Origin of the sequence: Brachybacterium fresconis (genome assembly GCF_017876515.1) — a bacterium.
Lineage (GTDB): Bacteria > Actinomycetota > Actinomycetes > Actinomycetales > Dermabacteraceae > Brachybacterium > Brachybacterium fresconis.
In genome coordinates this window covers 2,194,548-2,214,030 of record NZ_JAGIOC010000001.1, presented here as the reverse complement: position 1 = coordinate 2,214,030, position 19,483 = coordinate 2,194,548, and the positions used below count along the sequence as shown (strand labels likewise).

At 70.9% G+C, this 19,483-nt stretch carries 14 protein-coding genes; 10 read left to right on the top strand and 4 right to left on the bottom strand.

From position 1 onward, the window contains the following. Nucleotides 1–62 precede the first annotated feature (62 nt). Both JOF44_RS09995 and JOF44_RS09990 read left to right on the top strand, forming a co-directional pair. Nucleotides 63–2,231, top strand: coding sequence for an acyltransferase family protein (locus JOF44_RS09995; protein WP_342591745.1), 2,169 nt, complete (start codon nt 63–65; stop codon nt 2,229–2,231). A gap of 548 nt (nt 2,232–2,779) precedes the next feature. Further along, nucleotides 2,780–5,473: a HelD family protein gene (locus JOF44_RS09990; RefSeq protein WP_209890473.1), complete on the top strand. Its 2,694-nt coding sequence runs from the start codon at nt 2,780–2,782 to the stop codon at nt 5,471–5,473. Nucleotides 5,474–5,763: 290 nt separating this feature from the next. On the opposite strand, the gene JOF44_RS09985 is transcribed toward JOF44_RS09990, so the two are convergent. Next, entirely contained in the window at nt 5,764–7,032 is a 1,269-nt protein-coding gene (locus tag JOF44_RS09985; protein ID WP_209890470.1) for an adenosine deaminase family protein, read from the bottom strand. A gap of 352 nt (nt 7,033–7,384) precedes the next feature. Between JOF44_RS09985 and JOF44_RS09980 the strand changes: the two genes are divergently transcribed. The 8 genes from JOF44_RS09980 to arr all read left to right on the top strand — a co-directional run bounded on the left by JOF44_RS09980 (nt 7,385) and on the right by arr (nt 17,011). Next, entirely contained in the window at nt 7,385–8,947 is a 1,563-nt protein-coding gene (locus tag JOF44_RS09980) for an alkaline phosphatase D family protein (RefSeq protein ID WP_209890467.1), read from the top strand. 12 nt (nt 8,948–8,959) lie between these two features. Next, the gene (locus tag JOF44_RS09975) at nt 8,960–9,805 is read left to right on the top strand and encodes a polysaccharide lyase family protein (protein ID WP_209890464.1); all 846 of its coding nucleotides are present in this window, start codon (nt 8,960–8,962) and stop codon (nt 9,803–9,805) included. A gap of 266 nt (nt 9,806–10,071) precedes the next feature. Further along, entirely contained in the window at nt 10,072–11,142 is a 1,071-nt protein-coding gene (locus tag JOF44_RS09970) for a baeRF2 domain-containing protein (protein WP_209890463.1), read from the top strand. Nucleotides 11,143–11,475: 333 nt separating this feature from the next. After that, complete coding sequence (gene rfbA / locus JOF44_RS09965; protein WP_209890460.1) at nt 11,476–12,360, top strand: glucose-1-phosphate thymidylyltransferase RfbA; 885 nt, start codon at nt 11,476–11,478, stop codon at nt 12,358–12,360. Nucleotides 12,361–12,438: 78 nt separating this feature from the next. Further along, nucleotides 12,439–13,440 carry a dTDP-glucose 4,6-dehydratase gene (gene rfbB, locus JOF44_RS09960; RefSeq protein ID WP_209890457.1) on the top strand — a complete coding sequence of 334 codons (1,002 nt, stop codon included), beginning with the start codon at nt 12,439–12,441 and terminating at the stop codon, nt 13,438–13,440. Nucleotides 13,441–13,531: 91 nt separating this feature from the next. Then, the gene (locus JOF44_RS09955) at nt 13,532–14,929 is read left to right on the top strand and encodes a sugar nucleotide-binding protein (protein WP_209890454.1); all 1,398 of its coding nucleotides are present in this window, start codon (nt 13,532–13,534) and stop codon (nt 14,927–14,929) included. A 96-nt stretch (nt 14,930–15,025) separates the two neighbouring features. After that, a complete protein-coding gene (locus JOF44_RS09950; protein WP_209890451.1) occupies nt 15,026–16,531 on the top strand; it encodes a sodium:solute symporter in 1,506 nt (501 codons plus the stop codon). 54 nt (nt 16,532–16,585) lie between these two features. Then, a complete protein-coding gene (gene arr / locus JOF44_RS09945; protein ID WP_209890448.1) occupies nt 16,586–17,011 on the top strand; it encodes an NAD(+)--rifampin ADP-ribosyltransferase in 426 nt (141 codons plus the stop codon). Between the two features lie 42 nt (nt 17,012–17,053). Here the strand turns inward: arr and JOF44_RS09940 are convergent, their stop codons facing one another. The 3 genes from JOF44_RS09940 to JOF44_RS09930 form a co-directional block, all read right to left on the bottom strand. Continuing rightward, nucleotides 17,054–18,385, bottom strand: coding sequence for a hypothetical protein (locus JOF44_RS09940; RefSeq protein ID WP_209890445.1), 1,332 nt, complete (start codon nt 18,383–18,385; stop codon nt 17,054–17,056). Nucleotides 18,386–18,578: 193 nt separating this feature from the next. Next, nucleotides 18,579–18,998, bottom strand: coding sequence for a ribonuclease HepT family protein (locus JOF44_RS09935; protein WP_209890441.1), 420 nt, complete (start codon nt 18,996–18,998; stop codon nt 18,579–18,581). Next, nucleotides 18,995–19,456 (bottom strand): XRE family transcriptional regulator, encoded by a 462-nt coding sequence (locus JOF44_RS09930; RefSeq protein WP_281067090.1) that lies wholly within the window; start codon nt 19,454–19,456, stop codon nt 18,995–18,997. The genes JOF44_RS09935 and JOF44_RS09930 overlap by 4 nt, the downstream gene beginning before the upstream one ends. Nucleotides 19,457–19,483 lie beyond the last annotated feature (27 nt).

The following is a 19,483-nucleotide window of genomic DNA, read 5'->3' as shown; positions in this document are numbered from 1 at the left end:
CCGATGCTCGTGCGTGCTGGTTAGACTCCACGGGACGTCCCGCCCGTCGGGAAGGAGAGCACGTGACTGCCGTCGGTGAGAGCACCTCTGCCGCCCCTGCGGCCAAGAAGTCCGGTTTCCGCCCGGACGTGCAGGGACTGCGCGCGATCGCGGTCCTGTTCGTCGTGCTCTACCACTCCGGGGTGACCTGGCTCTCCGGCGGGTTCGTCGGCGTCGACGTCTTCTTCGTCATCTCCGGATTCCTCATCACCACCCACCTGCTCGAATCGCTCGAGCGCGACGGCCGGATCTCCTTCGGCAGCTTCTACGCCAAGCGCGCCCGACGCATCCTGCCGGCCTCCCTGCTGGTGGGCATCGCGACCGTGCTGGCCGCCTGGATCTGGATGCCGCCGCTGCTGATGAACGAGGTCGCCAAGGGTGCGGTGGCCGTGGCGCTGTACGTGCCGAACATGCTGTTCGCCGTCGAGGGCACCAACTATCTGGCCGAGACCAGCCCGTCGGTGTTCCAGCACTACTGGTCCCTCGGCGTCGAGGAGCAGTTCTACCTGTTCTGGCCGGCGATCCTCGCGGTCGGCTTCTGGCTGTGCCGGCGCAGCGAGCGCCGTCTGCTGGTCGTGTCGGCCGTTCTGGTGGCGGTCTCCTTCGCGCTGTGCGTGGCGCTGATGAGCGTCTCCCAGCCCTGGGTGTTCTTCTCCCTGCCGACGCGGGCCTGGGAGCTGGGGGCCGGCGCGCTGGTGGCGTTCCTGCTGCGCTCCGGCGCCCGGTGGCCGCGGGCGGCGGGGACCGGGGCGCTGTCCTGGGTGGGGCTGGCGCTGCTGGCCGTGGTGGGCCTGGTGTACACCGAGCAGACCCCGTTCCCCGGCTACACCGCCGCGCTGCCGGTGCTGGCCACGGTGCTGCTGATCATCGGCGGCGCCGCGCCCGGGCGAGGCAGCGCGAACCGGATCCTCGGGCTGCGGCCCTTCCAGTTCGTCGGGGCGATCTCCTATTCGCTGTACCTGGTGCACTGGCCGCTGCAGGTGATCCCGCAGGTCGCCGTCGGCGAGGACAACCCGCTGCCGCTGTGGCTGCGTCTGGCTCTCGGAGCGGTGGCGATCCCGCTGGCCTGGCTGCTGTTCCGCTTCGTCGAGCGGCCCGTCATCGCCTGGCCCACGTTGCGCAAGCGGTCCCGGCTGTGGACCGGCGCGGCGGCGCTGGCCACCTCCGCGGCGCTGATCGCGACCGCCGGCGGCAGCTACTACCTGACCTCGGCACGGGGCGAGACGGCCACGAATCAGACGGCGGGGGAGGAGACGCAGCTGCAGAAGGACCCGGCCGGAACCGGCTTCGTCCCGGAGAACCTCACCCCGCCTCTGGAGGAGGCCGAGGCGGACAACCCCTCCATCTACGCCAGCGACTGCCACCGCCCGCAGGACAGCACCGACTCCAGCGGCTGTCGGGTGGGGGAGAACGAGGACGCCCCGCTGGTGTTCCTGTTCGGCGACTCCCACGCGGCCAGCTGGTACCCGGCGCTCGCCGAGCTCGCCGAGCAGGGCAAGATCCGCCTGGACACCAACACCAAGAGCTCCTGCCCCAGCGTCGACGTGCCGCTGGTGCTCGAGGGCGTGACGTACACCGAGTGCGACACCTGGCGTCAGGGCGTGATCGACCGGATCAACGAGGAGCAGCCCGACCTGGTGCTGCTGGCGAACTACGGCGCCGAACGCCCCGAGCTCGAGGGCGGGGGTGACTTCGCGACGCGCTGGCAGCAGGGGATGGAGTCCACGATCGACGCGATCGAAGGGCCCGGCGGTGACGGCTCGGGCTCGGGCTCCGACGAGGCGGGGGCCGACGGTTCAGGGGCGGGGGCCGACGGTTCAGGAGACGGGTCGAGCGATGGGGCGGCCGACGGGTCATCGTCCGACGGGCCCGTGGTCGACGTGCTCGCCGACGTCCCCGACCAGGGCGAGACCTCCGCCGTGTGCCTGTCGAAGAACCTCGAGGACACCGCCCAGTGCGCCGTCCCCCGCGGGGAGGCCTTCGATCCTGCCGTGACCGAGGCGGAACAGTCCGCGGCCGAGACGACCGGGGCACGGTACGTGGACCTGACCGCGTACCTCTGCAACGAGTCGATGTGTCCGCCGATCATCGGCAACGTCCTGGTCTACCGCGACGGCCACCACCTCACCACTCACTTCAGCCGCCTCATGGCCGAGCCATTGTGGGAGGAGATCGAAGCCTCGCTGGGATGAGCTGCCTGGACGGCCCTCCCACCGCGGCCTGCCAACCACCCCGGCCGGCCGTCCCCGCCGTCCCGACCTGCCCCACCACCCCGCGGGCCGCACCACCCCGCGGGCCCCACCACCCCGCGGGCCCCACCACCCCGCGGGCCCCACCACCCCGCCGAGCTCTGCGGAATCGTTGCCAAGCAGCCGGGATGGCCCGGCAACGTAGAGCTCGGCGGTGATGCCGGCCTGTGGCTCGGTCGAGCTCTGCGGTGTTGTTGCCACACGGCCGGGATGGCCCGGCAACGTAGAGCTCGGCGGTGATGCCGGCCTGTGGTTCGGTCGAGTTCTGCGGTGTTGTTGCCTCACGGCCGGGATGGCCCGGCAACGTAGAGCTCGGCAGGTCGGCCGGTGCGGGAATCGGCAGATCGGCGAGGTCGGGAGCGCCGTCGCCAGGATCCACACCGGACATTGTCCTTGTGTTCGGGGCTGACGGAGCTTAAGCTCCTTCGCTCTCCCCTCCAGCACCATCGGTCGATCCCGCGCGCCAGCACGCGCAGAGACGGAGCCCCTGCATGCCCGAATCCGGTCGCCCCATCAGCACGCCTCCGAACGCCGACCAATCCGCCAGCACCGACGTCGCCGAAGGCGCCTCCACAGGGCACCCCGCGAACGGCGACTCCACGACCGGCCACGCCTCCACCGACCACGCCTCCACCGACCACGCCTCCACCGACCACTCCGCCGCCGACCGCGCCCACACCGACCCCTCCGCCACCGAGCAGCAGCACGTCGACCGCGCCTATGCGCGTCTGGACGCCGAGCTCGCCCAGCTCCTCGAGCGCCAGGAGGACGCTCTGGCCCGGCCGGCCCACGACGGGGTCGCCCTGAACGAGCGCGATGCCGAGGTGCGCCGCCTCGGAGCCCGGCGGACAGCCCTGCAGCACGCCGAGCACGCGGCGGTCTTCGGGCGCCTGGACCGGGAGGACGGACTGCGCCTGCACATCGGCCCCGCCGGGATCCGCGACGGCGACCAGCGTCTGGTCATCGATTGGCGTGCCCCCGCCGCCGAGCCGTTCTACACCGCCACCGCTCGGGCACCGCAGGGACTGCGGCGCCGCCGGCACCTCTCGATCGAGGATCGCACCGTCGTCCACGTCGATGACGACCTCTTCGGGGACGCCGATGATGCGGCCGACGCCGAAGGGGTCGCCGGCGAGGGGGCTCTGCTGCGTGCGCTGAGCCGCTCGCGCGACGGGCGCATGCACGAGGCCGTGGCCACTCTGCAGGCCGAGCAGGACGCGATCGTGCGCGCCCCGCGCTCCGGGGTGCTGGTCGTCCAGGGCGCCCCCGGCACCGGCAAGACCGTCGTGGCCCTCCACCGCGCCGCCTACCTGCTGTACAGCGCGCCGGAGGTGCTGCGCCGCGGCGTGCTGGTCATCGGCCCGTCGGCCCGGTTCCTGCACTACATCGGCGACGTGCTGCCCGCCCTCGGAGAGACCAACGTCGTCACCAGCACCATCGCGTCCCTGCTGCCGGGCCTGGACGACGTCGGCCCCGCCGCCCCGGAGGTGACCCGCCTGCTGGGGGATGCCGCCATGGCCGAGACCGTCGGCGCCTTCCTCACCTCGCTGCAGGGGGCGAGCTCCCCAGAGGGCCGCACCCTGGTCTGGGACGGCGACGAGATGCAGATCCCGCGGGAGATGATCGAACGCGCCACCGACCGGGCGCGGAAGCAGCACGAGCACCACAACGACGCCCGCGAGGTCTTCGTCGAGACTCTCCTCGGCGAACTCACCACCCTGGTCGGCGAGGCCGACGCGACCCTGCTCGCCGACGTCGAGACCGGCTTCGAGGCGGAGGTCGGGCGCCTGGATATCGCCCTGGACCGGAACCCCGACGCCGTCGGCCCGCGCCAGGACGAGGATGATCGTGCAGACCAGGAGGCGCTCACCGAGGCGCAGCTGCGCGCCGAGCTGGCGGCCGACGAGGGCGTTCGCGAGGTGCTCGACGAGCTGTGGCCGCACCTGACTGCGGAGCAGGCCATCACTTGGATGCTGCGCGAAGGGCTCGACGAGCGGACCGCCCCGCAGCTGAGCGTCGAGCAGCGCGAGCTCCTGGCCGCCACGGCGGAGGAGCCCTGGACCGTGGCGCACGTGCCGCTGCTGGACGAGGCCGCCGAACTGCTCGGGGAGGAGGACGCCGACGAGACGGCGGCCGCCGAGACCGCCCGACGCCGACGGGTCGACCACGCCCGACGGGTGATCGCCTCCACCCCGGACCTCGCCGGGCTGGTCTCCGCCGAGGACCTCGCCGAACGCTCCGCCGAGGCCGACACCCGCGACCTCGCCACCCGGGCGCTCGCCGACCGCACCTGGGTGTACGGGCACGTGATCGTCGACGAGGCCCAGGAGCTCACGCCGATGCAGTGGCGGATGCTCGCCCGGCGCTGCCCCGTGAAGTCCATGACCGTGGTCGGCGACATCGCCCAGACCTCCGCCGACCTCGCCACCACCACCTGGACCGAGCGCCTCGCCGAGCTGCGCACCACGCCGCGCCTGGAGGAGCTGAGCATCTGCTACCGCTCCCCGCGCGAGCTGGTCGAAGCCGTCGAACCGCTGCTGCGCAAGCTGCGGCCCGACGCACGCCGTCTGGACGCCGTGCGTTCGACGGGGAACCGCCCGGTGATCGCCGACGGGTCCGCCGTGGAGAGTGCGGCCACGGGCGTCGACCGGGACGAGGGCTCGGCCGCCGACGGCGGTCCCGACCAGAGCGCGAGCTCGGCCGGGGACGCCGGTTCCGACCAGAGCGCGAGCTCGGCCGGGGACGCCGGTTCCGACCAGCGCGCGAACTCGGGCGCCGACGCCGGCCCCGGCGGGCGCGTGGGGAAGAACAGGGGTCCGGCCTTCGACGAGGACGAGCAGGTCACGGCATGGGCCCGGGCCGAGCGCGGCGGCGACCGCTGCGCGCTGCTGACCCCCGACGTGCCGGGGATGCTCGGCGTGCTCGAGGCCGCCGGGATCGACGCATCGGCCGACGACCTGCGGGCCCGTCTCGTGGTCCTCGCGCCGGAGGCCGCCAAGGGGCTCGAGTTCGATCACGTGCTGGTCCACGCCCCGGACCGCATCGTCGAGGAATCGGGCCTCGCCACGCTCTACGTCGCTCTGACCCGCGCGACGGCGACTCTGGCCGTGATGCAGGCCGGACCGATCGGGACCGACCTCGGCGACGCGTGGGAGCGGAGGTCGCTGCGCGCTGCTCGGCCCTGAGGTCATCGCTCACCACGGCGAGCTCTGCGCAGTCGTTGCCACAGGGCAGCTTGGCAACAACTGTGCAGAACTCGGCGCGGCTGGGGGCGACAGGGCTGGTGATGAGCCGGGTCGTGCGGCGGCTGTGCTCGCTGGTGGGAGAACGGATCGAGCTCTGCGCTGTCGTCCCCAAGATCAGTCTTGGCAACAACTGTGCAGAGCTCGGCGGGGTGGGGGTGACTCCAACTGCGCAGAGCTCCGCGGAGCGGGGGTGGCCCCGCCGGCGGCCAGTCCACCTGGCCGCCGGCGGGTCAGTTCTCCCGGGCTGCCCGGAACGCGGGCAGGACGACCTCTTCGCGCAGCGCGGCCCGAGCCTCCGCCGGGGCGAAGCCCGCGTCGAGCCCGGTGAGCACGACCTGCTCGAGATCTGCGAGGTCCCAATCGAAGGCCTCGGCGACCAGCGTCATCTCCCGCGAGGTGCCGGTGCGACTCATGAGGCGGTTATCGCTGCTCAGCGCGATGGCGAACCCGCCGCGGCGCAGGGCTCCGGCGGCGTGGGTCGCGAGATCCTGTGCGGCGCCGGTCTGCAGGTTCGAGCTCGGGCACACCTCCAGGCAGATCTGCTCGCGGTGCACGCGCGCGGCGACGGGGCCGAAGCCCGACGGGGTGCCCGCTCCCGTACTGGCATCCGCACCAGCGGTGCCTGCTTCGGCACCGCCACCGCCTCCGGCACCGCTACCGGCATCCGGGCCACCGGCATCCGCTCCCGCGGAGGCATCGGCTCCTGCCGTCCCACTCGCCCGGGCCGCGACGTCGACGTCCTCGAGCAGACGCACCCCGTGCCCGATCCGCTCGGCCCCGCAGTCCAGGGCATCCGCGATCGAGGCGGGACCGTCGGCCTCCCCGGCGTGGATCGTCACGTGCACCCCGTGGCGGCGCGCCCGCTCGAACTGCGAGCGGAACCGGGAGGCAGGGAAGCCCGCCTCGGGCCCGGCGAGATCCAGCCCCACCACCCCGGTCCCGCGCCGGGTGATCGCGAGGTCGACGAGGTCCTCGGTGGGCTCGTTCTGGCGCAGATAGGCCAGCAGCTGGCCCACCACGATGCGCTTGCCGGCCCGCTCGGCGTCGGCCGCGCCCTCGTCGAGCCCGTCCTGGACGGCCTGGATCGCCTCGTCGAGGCTGAGCCCGCCATCCGTGTGCTGATGCGGTGCCCAGCGGGTCTCGGCATAGACGACGCCGTCGGCCACCATGTCCTCGACGAACTCGCGGGCGATGCGGCGCAGCGCGGGTGCGGTCTGCATCAGGGCGAGGGTGCGCTCGAAGGTGGAGAGGTAGGAGGGCAGGGAGCCGGAGTCCGCGGCGGCGTGGAACCAGTCGGCCACGTCCTGGGAGGTGGGGACCATGGCGCCGCCGGGCACGTCGGCGGAGCCGTCGGCTTCGCGGGCGGGCACGATCGGGGGCGGGGCGATGTCGAGCTCGGCGCACAGCTCGAGCACGGTGGCCGGGCGCAGCCCGCCGTCGAGGTGATCGTGCAGGGCGACCTTGGGCAGGGAGTGCACGAGCGCGGGGGAGAGGTGCATCCGGGCAGGATACGGCGTGGCGGTGGAACCGCGCCTCCCCCGCGCCCCTGCGAGCAGGCGTGCGCTCGGTGGTCATCGGGTCCCTTCGGGGGAAGTCGGTGATGTCGCGGGCGCCGTAGCGGGTCGCCGGCGAGCGCAGGGGTGGGCTCCGGCTGGTGGGAAGCGGCGGTGGCCGCGTGATGCCGCCCCCACCCCCGCGCAGTCACCCGTCCCGGTCACCCCGCCCCGGTCGCGCCGCTCGGTAACCCCGTCCCGCCCCGATGGCTCCGACGATTTTCCGGAAGTTCATGTGATCGCTACCAGAACTGACTAGGGTCGCCGACGACCACCCCTCCATCCCGGGAGCTCCTCCATGCCGGCATCCGCCGCCCCGTCCGCCGCCCCATCCGCCCTCAGCCGTCGCCGTCTGCTCCAGGCCGGCGGTGCCTCCGCCGCCGTGATCGCCCTGGGCATCAATGCCCCGGACGCGGTCGCCGACCCTCCCCAGCAGGCGGAGAACCTCTTCGGCCTCGGCATCGCCAGCGGTGCTCCACGACCGGACGGGGCGGTGCTCTGGACCCGCCTGGCGTCGGAGCCCTTGGCCGAGGACGGCCACGGCGGCATCGATCCGCACCCGGTCAGCGTGCGCTGGCAGGTCGCCGCCGACGCCGAGTTCTCGCAGGTCCTCCGGCACGGTCAGGCGCTCGCTCAGCCGGAGCTCGCCCATGCCGTGCACCCGCGGGTGGAGGGCCTGGAGCCGGCCACCGAGTACTTCTACCGGTTCCTGGTGGGGCCGCAGACCAGCCCCGTCGGCCGCTTCCGCACCCTGCCCGCAGACGGCGCCGAGGTCGAGTCTTTCGCGTTCGGAGTGGTCTCCTGCCAGGCCTGGTACCACGGGAACTTCACCGCCCACCGTCACCTGGCCGCGGAGGAGGAGCTGGACCTGGTCGTCTTCGCCGGCGACTACATCTACGAGTACGGCATCACGGAGGCGAACCTGTGGCGCCAGGGCGCCGAGGTCACGGCCGCGCACGCCGTCGAGACCGAGACGCTCGAGCAGTACCGCCTGCGCTACTCCCTGTTCAAGTCCGATCCCCACCTGCAGGCCCTCCACGCCCGGGTGCCGGCGGTCGCCATCTGGGACGACCACGAGGTGCAGAACGACTATTCCGGCACCGGCTCCAGCACCGGCATCCCCGAGGACCTGTTCGCCCACCGCATCGCGGTCGCCTATCGCGCCTTCTACGAGAACATGCCGCTGGACGTCGAGGCCCTCCCCGACGGGCCGGACACCGACATCACCACCGGCTTCGACGTCGGCTCCCTGGCACGGTTCTCCCTGCTGGACACCCGGCAGTTCCGCGACCCGGAGCCGGTGGACGAGGCGGATCGGCAGGACGAGCAGCGCACCATGCTCGGCACGGAGCAGGAGGCGTGGATCAGCCAGCGGCTCGAGAGCTCGCCGACCACCTGGAACGTCCTGGCCAGCGGCGTGGTCCTCGCAGCGGTGAGCGACGACCGGGTGGACATGTGGGACGGCTACCCGGCCGCCCGCCGACGCCTGCTGGAGGCGATGGGCACCGCCTCGAACCCCGTCGTGGTCTCCGGCGACATCCATAAGCATGTCGCCGCCGAGGTCCGCGCGGACTACGCCGACCCCGAGTCCGCGACGATCGGGGTGGAGCTGGTATGCACCTCGGTGGCCTCCGACGGCGACGGCGCGAAGACCGACAAATACACCGAGGACTGGCTGCGCCACGAGTACGTGACGCATTACGACGGCCGACGCGGCTACCTGCACGTCCGGCTGAGCCCGGAGGAGATGGTCTCCAGCTTCCACGTCGTGGACTGGATCGAGGCCGACGACACCGCCCCGAAGCAGCTCTCGGTCCGGTACACCACCCCGGTCGACGATCCCGGCCTGATCCAGGCCTGACAGGAGCCCCGCATGAGCCCCCGCCCACAGACCGTGACCGGCCTCGAGGCCGAGCCCGCCCTCGCCTCGACCACCCTGACCTGGCAGCCGCTGGGCTGGAACCCGCTGATCGACCACTACCGGGTCTATGCCGCCCGCGGCGAGTCCACACCCGACGGGAAGAACGAATCCGAGCTCCTGGCCAAGACGGTCTACCCCCGCTTCGTCCACGCCGATCTCGATCCGGCGGGGGAGACGTGGACCTACGTCGTCCTCGCCGTCTCCGACGCCGGCCGACGCGGGAAGCCCGGCGCACCGGTGACCGCCACCTCGCAGCCCTCTGTGACCGCCACCGGGGACGAGGTCGCCACGATCGGCGTCTTCGACGGCCGCACCCTGGAATTCCTCCATGCCCCCAGCGGATACGCGAACATCCCCGAGGAGTTCCCGGACGCGCTGATCGAATACACCCAGGGCACCGACGAGCCGGGCACCGCCTGGCCCTACCTGCTGCCGGGCCCGGGCGACGCGTGGGCGGGCCGGACGGCCTATCGCGCCCGCTGGACGGTGACGCTCGACGAGGCGCCCGCCGCGGACCACGATCTCGCGGTCTGGCTCGTGGACACCACCCGCCTCGGTGGGATCCTGCGGGTCGGCGTGAACGAGGAGCACGTGATCGACATCGAGCTGCCCGCGGGTGCCACGAGAGGGTCCCGGGAAGGGGACGCGACGGTGCCCGGATCCACGCTGCAGCGGTCCTTCCACGAGCACGCCGTCCCGGCAGAGCTGCTGCGCGCCGGGGAGAACGTTCTCGAGCTGGAGCTCGTCGAAGGCGGTTGGATGGCCTGGGACGCGGTGGGACTGTTCGCTCGGTCCTGAGCCCGCGCAGCCGACGACCGACCGGTTGGCCGAGCGATCCTCGCGGGGTGTGGGCACGGGGCTGATCGTCCGTCGGCCGACGATCCCGTCGCTGGTGAGCGAGCCCCGTCGCTGGTGAGGACGCCGGCCCCGGGGTTCGCACCGGTGCGACGACGGTCCACGGCGACCAATCCCCGGCTGAGCGCGTTCAGCGCTGCGCTCAACCGACGCCGGGACTTGGCGTACCTGCGCAGATGTGATGCCCTCGAGACATGACGAGAACAACGATGCCCCTGAACACCATCCGCAAGATCGCCGACGCCGACGGTCCGTTCGCGACCGTGTACCTTGAGGGCCGCTCCCCGGCAGAGGACGCCGCCCAGCAGGTCCGGCTGCGCTGGGAGGAGCTGCGCCGCCGCCTCACCGACGCCGGGGCCGACGACGCCCAGCTCACCGCGCTGGAGGACGCGATCCTGGTCGAGGAGGTCGGAGAGGTGATGACCGACGGCCGCGTGCTGGTCGCGGGCGCGTCCGGCCTGCTGCTGGACGCTCCGTGGGATGCCGCCCTCGGCGCCGGGGACGCCGCCCACGTGGAGCAGGAGGCCCAGCTCGGCCCCTACCTGCGCGAGCGCTCCCTCTCGGTGCGGATGCTGGTCGCGATCGCCGACCAGCAGGGCGCCGTGGTCCGACAGCTCGTGGTCGCGGCGCAGCACGCGCTCGCCGAGCAGGACGAGCAGGAGGTCACCGCCTCCTCCGACGAGTCGGTGCACAAGCCCCGTCAGGGCGCCCTGTCCCACAACCAGATCCAGCGTCGGGCCGATGAGGCCGTGAAGCAGAACGCCCGGGGCGTCGTCGAGCACCTGGAGAAGGTCGCCGGCCGCTGGACCCCGGATGTGCTGGTGCTGGCCGGCGAGGTCCAGGGTCGCACCGCCCTGCGGGACGAGCTGCCGGTGGCGCTGTCGGAGATCACCACCGAGGTCGAGGCCGGCGGGACCGACGACGACGGCGCCGAGCAGGCCCTGGCCGACGCCCTGCGGGAGACGGCCACCGAGATCGGCGCACAGCGCACCCAGGAGCTGACCGAGCGCTTCGAGCACGGCCGTGCCCACGGTCTGGCCGCCGAGGGCGTCGGTGCCGTGCGGCGCGCGATCGAGCACGGCGCGGTGGAGACGCTCCTGCTGGAGAGCGAGCGGCATACGACCGACGAGGCCGCTCTGGTCGCCGCGAGCGCTCGCATCGATGCCCAGGTCGGCGTGATCGACGAGTCGGTCCAGGATGCCGTGGCCGCGCTGCTGCGCTTCGAGATCACCGAGGACGCCACCGACTGCCCCGCGACGGGCCGGCCCGCCGCGTGGTGAGCGCGGCGGGTCGTTCCGCCGCCTGGCGAGCGCGGCGGGTCGTTCCGCCGCCTGGCGAGCGCACGATCGGCCGCGCCGACCTCGGCGCATCGCATCCACCGGCGCTATGCCAGCAACCACCCCCTGGAGAGGGCTTGCCTGCTGGTATCGCGCCGATGGATGCGTTCTCCTCCCGCGCCTCCGGGGCCCGCCGCTGGAATGCCGCCAGTGGATGCGTTCGAGCCCGGCACGAGCCCAGCTCAGCGCCGTTGAACGCTCGGCACGGAGCTCCGCCGTGCACATGTCGTGCGCACGCTGTGGTGCAAAACGGACATATGAGACATACTGGGGTGTATGCGTGGCATCATCCTGGCGGGCGGCACCGGCTCGCGACTGCACCCCCTGACCATCGGCGTCTCGAAGCAGCTGATGCCTGTCTACGACAAGCCGATGATCTACTACCCCCTGAGCACCCTCATGCTCGCTGGGATCCGCGAGATCCTCATCATCACCACGCCCGAGGACCAGGCCGCCTTCCAGCGGGTCCTGGGCGACGGGCGGCGCTTCGGCGTCCGGCTGGAGTACGTCACGCAGCCCAGCCCGGACGGTCTCGCCCAGGCGTTCGTGCTCGGGGAGGACTTCCTGGACGGTCAGCATGCCGCGCTGGTGCTGGGGGACAACCTCTTCTACGGCCACGGCATGGGCACCCAGCTGCGCCGCTTCCGCGACCAGGAGGGAGCGGCAGTGTTCGGGTACTGGGTGAAGGATCCCAGCGCCTACGGCGTGGTCGAGATGGGTGATGACGGCATCGCCCTCTCGCTGGAGGAGAAGCCGGCCCGGCCTCGCTCGAACCTCGCCGTGCCCGGGCTGTACTTCTACGACGCCACCGTCGTCGAGCGCGCGAAGGCGCTGCAGCCTTCCGCCCGGGGCGAGCTGGAGATCACCGATCTGAACCTGTCCTATCTCGCGGACGGCATGCTGCAGGTCGAGGTGCTCAATCGCGGAAGCGCCTGGTTGGACACCGGAACCTTCGCCGATCTCAACGCCGCCGGCGACTTCATCCGCACCGTCCAGGAGCGCCAGGGCCTGTCCATCGGCGCCCCCGAGGAGGTCGCCTGGCGCATGGGCTTCCTCGATGACGAGGAGCTGCGCGAGCGCGCCGAGCCGCTGCTGAAATCCGGCTACGGCCGCTACCTGCTGGACGTGCTGGCCCGCGAGCGTGCGGACCGTCCCGTCTGACCGACCCCGGCGCGACAGCATCGTCACGCCCTCACCCCGGTGCGGCACTGCCGCGCCCCACCTGCGAAGGAGCCCCCGATGTCCCGTCACCTCCTGGTCACCGGTGGAGCCGGCTTCATCGGCTCCAACTTCGTCCACCACGTCCTGACCCACACCGATGACACCATCACCGTGCTGGACAAGCTCACCTACGCCGGTGACGGCACCTCGTTGAAGGGCCTGCTCGAGGACCGCGTGCAGCTCGTGGTCGCCGACGTCGCCGATGCCGCCACGGTGGGCCCGCTGGTCGCCGAGGCCGACGCGGTGATCCACTTCGCCGCCGAGTCCCACAACGACAACTCGCTGCACGATCCGACCCCGTTCCTGCAGGCAAACCTCGTCGGCACCTTCACGCTGCTGGAGGCCGCCCGCAAGCACGGCACCCGCTTCCACCACATCTCGACCGACGAGGTCTACGGCGACCTGCCGCTGGATGACCCGGTGCGCTTCACGGAGACCACGCCCTACAACCCCTCCAGCCCGTATTCGGCGACCAAGGCGGGCTCGGACCTGCTGGTGCGCGCCTGGGTGCGCTCCTTCGGCGTGGCCGCGACGATCTCGAACTGCTCGAACAACTACGGTCCGCGCCAGCACGTGGAGAAGTTCATCCCCCGTCAGATCACCAACCTGATCGACGGGATCCGGCCCCGGCTGTACGGGGCGGGACAGAACGTGCGCGACTGGATCCACGTCGATGACCACTCCAGCGCCGTGCTCGCGATCCTGGACCGCGGGACGATCGGGGAGACCTACCTGATCGGGGCCGACGGGGAGAAGTCCAATCAGCAGGTCGTCGAGCTGATCCTGACGATGATGGGCCGCGAGGGAACCGACTACGACCACGTCGCCGACCGGGCCGGCCACGACCTGCGCTACGCGATCGACGCGACCCGTCTGCGCACCGAGCTGGGCTGGCAGCCCGTCTTCCGCGACTTCGAGACGGGGCTGGGCGCGACGATCGACTGGTACCGCGACAACGAGTCCTGGTGGCGCCCGCAGAAGGCCGCCACCGAAGCGAAGTACGCCCAGGCCGGGCAGTGAGCACGGCCCGCCCCGGCACCGCAGGGAGCGGAGCGCGCTCCGGACTCGCAGAGCGTGGAGCGGGGTCCGGCACCGCAGTGAGAGGACGCCCATGAACCAGCCTCAGGTCCACTCCACCGACATCCCGGGCCTGCTGGTCATCGACCTGCCGGTGCCGGGAGATGCCCGCGGCTGGTTCAAGGAGAACTGGCAGCGGGCGAAGCTGCTCGCGGCCGGGCTGCCGGACTTCGGCCCGGTCCAGAACAACATCTCCTTCAACCAGGCCGTCGGCGTCACCCGCGGCATCCACGCCGAGCCCTGGGACAAGTACATCTCGGTGGCCACCGGGCGTGTGTTCGGCGCCTGGGTGGACCTGCGCGAGGGGCCGACTTTCGGCACCGCCTTCTGGCACGAGATCACCCCCGAGGTCGCGGTCTTCGTGCCCCGCGGGGTGGGCAACGCCTTCCAGACCCTGGAGGCGCCTGCGGCGTACACGTACCTGGTGAACGACCACTGGTCCGAGGCGGCCCAGTCGCAGTACACGTTCTTGAGCCTGGCCGACGAGACTGCGGCCATCCCCTGGCCGATCCCGCTGGAGCAGGCGGAGCTGTCCGCCAAGGACCAGGCCCACCCGCGTCTGGCGGACGTGGTCCCGGTGCCCCCGCGGCGCACCCTGGTGGTCGGCGGGGGAGGACAGCTCGGCCGCGCGCTCGCCGCCCGCTGGTCCGAGCGGGCCGACGTCGACGTCGTCGCCCGCGACCGGCTCGACATCGCCGACCCCGTGTCCATCGCAGCCTTCGACTTCTCCGGGTACGGCGTGATCGTCAACGCCGCCGCGTACACGGCGGTCGATGCCGCCCAGAGTGCGGAGGGCCGACGAGAGGCGTGGGCCGCGAACGTCACCGGCGTCGGCCGCCTGGTCGAGGCCGCCCGCACCCACCGCGCCACGTTCGTGCACATCTCCAGCGACTACGTCTTCGACGGCACCCGCACCCTGCACGACGAGACCGAGCCGCCGAGCCCCCTGGGCGTGTACGGGCAGACCAAGGCCGCCGGCGACCAGCTGGTGGCCACCCTCGATGACCACTACATCGTGCGCACCTCCTGGGTGATCGGCCAGGGCGCCAACTTCGTGGCCACCATGGCCTCCCTCGCCGAGCGCGGCATCGACCCGAGCGTGGTCGACGACCAGATCGGCCGGCTCACCTTCACCGAGGACCTCGCCGCTGCGATCGAGCATCTGATCACCGCCCGCCCCGCTCCCGGCACCTACAACGTCACCAATGAGGGTGAGCCCGTCAGCTGGGCACGGATCGCCGCCGAGGTGTTCACCCTGACCGGGCACGACCCCGCGCGCGTCACCCCGGTCAGCACCACGGCGTACTACGCCGGCAAGGACGGCATCGCCCCGCGCCCGTCCCGCTCCGCGCTGGATCTGTCAAAACTGCACGCGACGGGCTTCGCGCCGCGGGAGCAGTTCGCGGCGCTGGGGGAGTGGCTGGTGGAGTGAGGCCCTTCCGGGCCGCCGCTTCACGGCCGGCCTGCTTGATCCTGCGACCTGATCTGTGCGCCAATGGGCGAGCGACCACCTCGAAGGAGAGCGCACATGCAGACGATCGACCTGCTGGTGATCGCGGCCTACCTGGTCGCCACCGCCTGGCTGGGGCTGAAGCTCAGCGGCCGCCAGACCAGCGTGAAGGGCTACTTCCTGGGCGGGCGCGACCTGCCGTGGTGGGCGGTGTGCCTGTCCGTGGTCGCCACCGAGACCAGCGCCCTGACCGTCATCGGCATCCCCGTGATGAGCTACCTGGGCAATATCGCCTACCTCCAGCTGGGACTCGGCTACATCCTCGGCCGCATCGTCGTCGCCTTCTTCCTGCTGCCGCGCTACTACGACGGCGAGATGGTCACCGCCTACGCCTACCTGGGCAAACGCTTCGGCTCCAGCACCCAGACCACCGCGGGCGTGACCTTCCTGATCACGCGTCTGCTGGCCGACGGGATCCGCGTGCTGGCCGCCGCGATCCCGCTGAAGGTGATCCTCGACGGCCTGGGCGTGGACCTCAGCTACTTCGCGATCACCGTGATCCTGGCGGTGGTGACGATCCTGTACACCTTCATCGGCGGCATCACCGCCGTGGTCTGGGTCGACGTGGTCCAGATGCTGCTGTACGTCGCCGGCGGCATCCTCGCGATCATCGTCGTGGTGACCACGATCGGCACCGGCTGGCTGGGCGAGGCCGCCGCAGCCGGCAAGACGCAGATGTTCGTCTTCGCCGACAATCCGATCAGCGGACCCAACTCCTTCATCGCCTCGCTCCTGGGCGGCGCCGTGTACGCGATGGCCTCCCACGGCTCCGACCAGCTCGTCGTCCAGCGCCTGCTGTCCTGCCGCTCGAAGGTCGAGGCGCAGAAGGCGATCATCGTCTCCGGCGTGATCGTCACCGTGCAGTTCGCGATCTTCCTGGCCGTGGGCCTCGCCCTGTGGGGCTACTACCAGCAGGCCACCCCGGCCGAGCTGGGGCTGACCCGGGACGACGAGATCTTCCCACTGTTCATCGTCGAGGCGCTGCCCCCGGGGCTGTCCGGGCTGCTGCTGGCCGGCATCCTGGCTGCGGCGATGTCCACGCTGTCCTCCTCCCTGTCGGCGCTGTCCTCCTCGACCGTCACCGACGTGGTGGGCAGGCTGAAGAAGACCCCGATCACCGACCGACAGGGCCTCCGGATCGGTCGCTGGGCGACGATCGGCTGGGGCCTGGCGTTCATCGCCCCGGCGACCATCTTCCGCTCCGACGAGGGCAACATCGTCATCCTCGCCCTGGGCGTCGCCGGCATCACCTACGGCGGGCTGCTCGGCGCGTTCGTCTTCGGCATCGTCAACAAGCGCGCCCGCGCACTGGATGCCAATATCGCTTTCGTCCTCGCCGTCGCCGTCAACGCCTTCTTCTTCGTGATGGAGAAGTACGTCGTCGGCGAGGTGTGGGTCGCCTGGCAGTGGTACCCGCTGCTGGGCGTGATCGTCACCTTCGTCGTGGGCGGGTCGCTATCGCTGCGGCACAAGGAGCCCGTCGGGATCGCGGAGGGCAATTCGGTGGACAGCAGGATCAGCTGAGCGGGACGCTGGCCCGGCAGGCACCGGAGAGCACGCACAGGAAGCGAGAGCGCGATGACCGAACCCGCACCCTTCGAGGTCTTCGAGGAGGGGGTCTACCTCCACGGCACCAAGGCCGTGCTGGCCCCGGGGGACCTCCTGACCGCGGCGAACCCCTCCAACTACCGCGAGGACGCCGTGCTGAGCCACGTCTACGTCACCGAGACGCTGCATGCCGCGGCCTGGGGCGCCCAGATGGCTCGGGGCGAGGCGCCGCCCCGAATCTACGTGGTGGAGCCGACGGGGGAGCTCGAGGACGATCCCAACGTCACCGACAAGAAGCTCCCGGGCAACCCCACCCGGTCCTACCGCACCCGGGAGCCGGTCCGCGTGGTCCGGGAGCTCGAGGACTGGCCGCGGCACAGCCCCGCGAGCGTGGCGGCCATGGAGGAGGGGCTCGCCGAGCTGCGGCGGAAGGGTGAGGACGTGATCATCGACTGATCTGAGCCTCCTCTGGGCATCGATCTCGCTGGCAGCGGGGCTTCAGGCATTGAGGTAGGTACTGACCACGCGGGTCCACGGCGATTGCTCCTCCGCGAACTCTGTGAGGTAGATCCGACGTTCCAGGTCGCCAGGCACCGGGATTCCGGCAAGCGTGAAGGCGGCAGCGAGAACGGTGTGGTGCATGAATTGCGCGGCCAGGTCGAGCGAGGCGCGGTCGTCGTCGGCGATCGTTGCCCGCGCATCGCTCTCGCCCCCCGAGAGCTCGACGTGCTTGATTTTGAGATACGTGTTCCAACACAGCTCGATCATCTGCTCGGTGTGGCCGCTCGTGTCGTCGCCGTCGCGGAGCAGATTGGCGATCTCCCGCCATGCGGCAGCTGCGGCCGCGCCTCGCGAGCGAGCTGCGAGGTGCTCCCAGCCGACCGCGAGTGAGAGGACGGAAGCGCGCGAATCGACGGTCAGCCCACGATGATGGGAGTCCAAGACCGACAGCAGGTGGGGGACGGTCTCACATAGCAGGACCCAGCGCTGGAGCGCCAAGAGCCCGCCGAGCTCATCGAGTCCGATCCCTGTGAGCTCGTCGCCGCGCGTGCGAGGGATTCGCGGGGACTCGGGCCCGGTGTCATGGAGTGCGCCTCGATGCCTGAGTAGCGAGCTCGCCCACCAGTCGGCCGGGATATCGGATCCGCCGTCGGGGTCAGCGAGCAGAAGAGAGAGTTCGCGAAGGTATCGAGGCTGCGGGGAACCGACGGCTTCGATGAGCGTCTGCAGAGCGGAGACATGGCGACGCGACGTCGCGAGTTCCTCCGCAGTGTCGTAACGCAGTACCAGGCACAGGCGCTCTTGCGGACTGCGGGAGATCGAAGCGGCGGCATCCGCGTACAGTGCCGACTTCGTCGTGAGGCTGAGCCCCCAGTGCGTCCCTGGGACTGCGGAAGGCTGGTAGTGATCGATCAGATCCAGGTTCGTCGACGCGAGACCCTCTCCGTCGATACTCCAGGAGACCGGGCGCAGGTTCCGGAAGAACAGGTCATCCACGGCACGGGGTTCGAAGAACGCGAAGACGGCACGCACCTGCCCGTTCTCGACGGCCCTGGCCGAGTGGTCCTCCCAGGGACCGACGACAAGGTCATCCAGAGCGACCGTGACGCGACCATTCGTGCCGAACGTTGCCGAGAGCTCGGCGGTGAAGCGTTCTCCCGATCGCGTGAATCCGCTGATGGTCGGGGCGGAGACAAGGTCCATCCACTCTCGCAGGTTGAGGTCGAGGTGCAACATCGGGTGGTCGTCCTCGAAGAGAAGGAAACAACTATCTCCATGTTCCAGGCCCGGGATCGTCGAGAAAATTCCGTCGCGGATTGACTTGTCCATGTCCTAACTCTGCCTGGAGAGGCCGCTGTGAGGGAAGAGTTGATCGTGTCGTGAATCGGATGGTGCGTGATTTCGACCGGTCCCTCTCGAACACGGCCCCTCGTCGTGATCGTCGCAAGCTTCTCGATGTCCAGGAGCTCGTGAGTCACTGTGGCGAGAGGCCGGGTGAGGGACACGAGCGCCAAAGAGAGCCTCAGAGGCGGAGCGTCCCGCGGATCCGCGCGATGACCTCGGGAAGGCGCTCCGTCACGGTGCGCCAGAAGATCTCGGTGTTCATCGCGCCGTAGCCGCTGTGGGCCACGAGGTTTCTCGTCGTCGTGATCCCACGCCGCTCCTCGAGGGTGACGACGCTCAGGTGCGGGGAATATCGCTTCTCGTCCTCGAACAGCGCGGCGAGTCGGAGGATGGCGACAGTTGCCCGATCGTACGAGTCGGAGCCCTCGGCGAACGCTTCACGGCCCTGAGCGAGCACATCCTCGACGCGGTGCTGGATCCGCACGAGCTCGTGGTGCAGGACGTCGTCGGCAGGCGGGGCGTCGTGGGCCGGTTCAGTCGTCCGAGGGCGCGGCTGCCAGCGGGGCGGCGGCTCGTGCTGACCGCTCGATTCGTTCACAGGGCCACTGCCGTTCGGCGGATGTGCGGGTGGAGGTCGCGGTTGTCCACGACGACGTCCAGGGGGAAACCGAGCAGTTCAGTCGCTTCCGCGACGAACGCTGCAAACTCCAGGGGGTCCGATGTCCGCTCCAGGTCGATCAGGAGGTCGATGTCGGAGCCGTGATGATCCGAGCCGCGCGCGACCGAGCCGAACACCCGGAGGTTCCGGATCCCGTGACGTGCACCGAGCGCGATGAGTTCATCGCGCCGCGCGGCCAGCGCCAGCGAGGGACGGTAGTCGGTCGCGGCGAGCAACCGTTCCAGCAGATCTCTGGACACGGGGCGGTGCCCGGATTCGATGCCGGCAACGTGTGGCTGACGGGCGCCGACGGCATCGGCCAGTGCGCGCTGGGTCATCCCAGCATCCTCGCGCGCAGCTCTGAGGATCTGGGGTGCGTCCTGCAGGGGGACCGACATATCACGAGCATACCTGTGGTGGTATGT

What these genes read in the sequence shown, in the direction of transcription:
- JOF44_RS09980 (WP_209890467.1), top strand. Translation starts at nt 7,385, where the DNA reads ATGCCGGCATCCGCCGCCCCGTCCGCCGCCCCATCCGCCCTCAGCCGT.
- JOF44_RS09975 (WP_209890464.1), top strand. Translation starts at nt 8,960, where the DNA reads ATGAGCCCCCGCCCACAGACCGTGACCGGCCTCGAGGCCGAGCCCGCC.
- JOF44_RS09985 (WP_209890470.1), bottom strand. Translation starts at nt 7,032, where the DNA reads ATGCACCTCTCCCCCGCGCTCGTGCACTCCCTGCCCAAGGTCGCCCTG.
- rfbB (WP_209890457.1), top strand. Translation starts at nt 12,439, where the DNA reads ATGTCCCGTCACCTCCTGGTCACCGGTGGAGCCGGCTTCATCGGCTCC.
- JOF44_RS09940 (WP_209890445.1), bottom strand. Translation starts at nt 18,385, where the DNA reads ATGGACAAGTCAATCCGCGACGGAATTTTCTCGACGATCCCGGGCCTG.
- arr (WP_209890448.1), top strand. Translation starts at nt 16,586, where the DNA reads ATGACCGAACCCGCACCCTTCGAGGTCTTCGAGGAGGGGGTCTACCTC.
- JOF44_RS09990 (WP_209890473.1), top strand. Translation starts at nt 2,780, where the DNA reads ATGCCCGAATCCGGTCGCCCCATCAGCACGCCTCCGAACGCCGACCAA.
- JOF44_RS09930 (WP_281067090.1), bottom strand. Translation starts at nt 19,456, where the DNA reads ATGTCGGTCCCCCTGCAGGACGCACCCCAGATCCTCAGAGCTGCGCGC.
- rfbA (WP_209890460.1), top strand. Translation starts at nt 11,476, where the DNA reads ATGCGTGGCATCATCCTGGCGGGCGGCACCGGCTCGCGACTGCACCCC.
- JOF44_RS09950 (WP_209890451.1), top strand. Translation starts at nt 15,026, where the DNA reads ATGCAGACGATCGACCTGCTGGTGATCGCGGCCTACCTGGTCGCCACC.
- JOF44_RS09955 (WP_209890454.1), top strand. Translation starts at nt 13,532, where the DNA reads ATGAACCAGCCTCAGGTCCACTCCACCGACATCCCGGGCCTGCTGGTC.
- JOF44_RS09970 (WP_209890463.1), top strand. Translation starts at nt 10,072, where the DNA reads ATGCCCCTGAACACCATCCGCAAGATCGCCGACGCCGACGGTCCGTTC.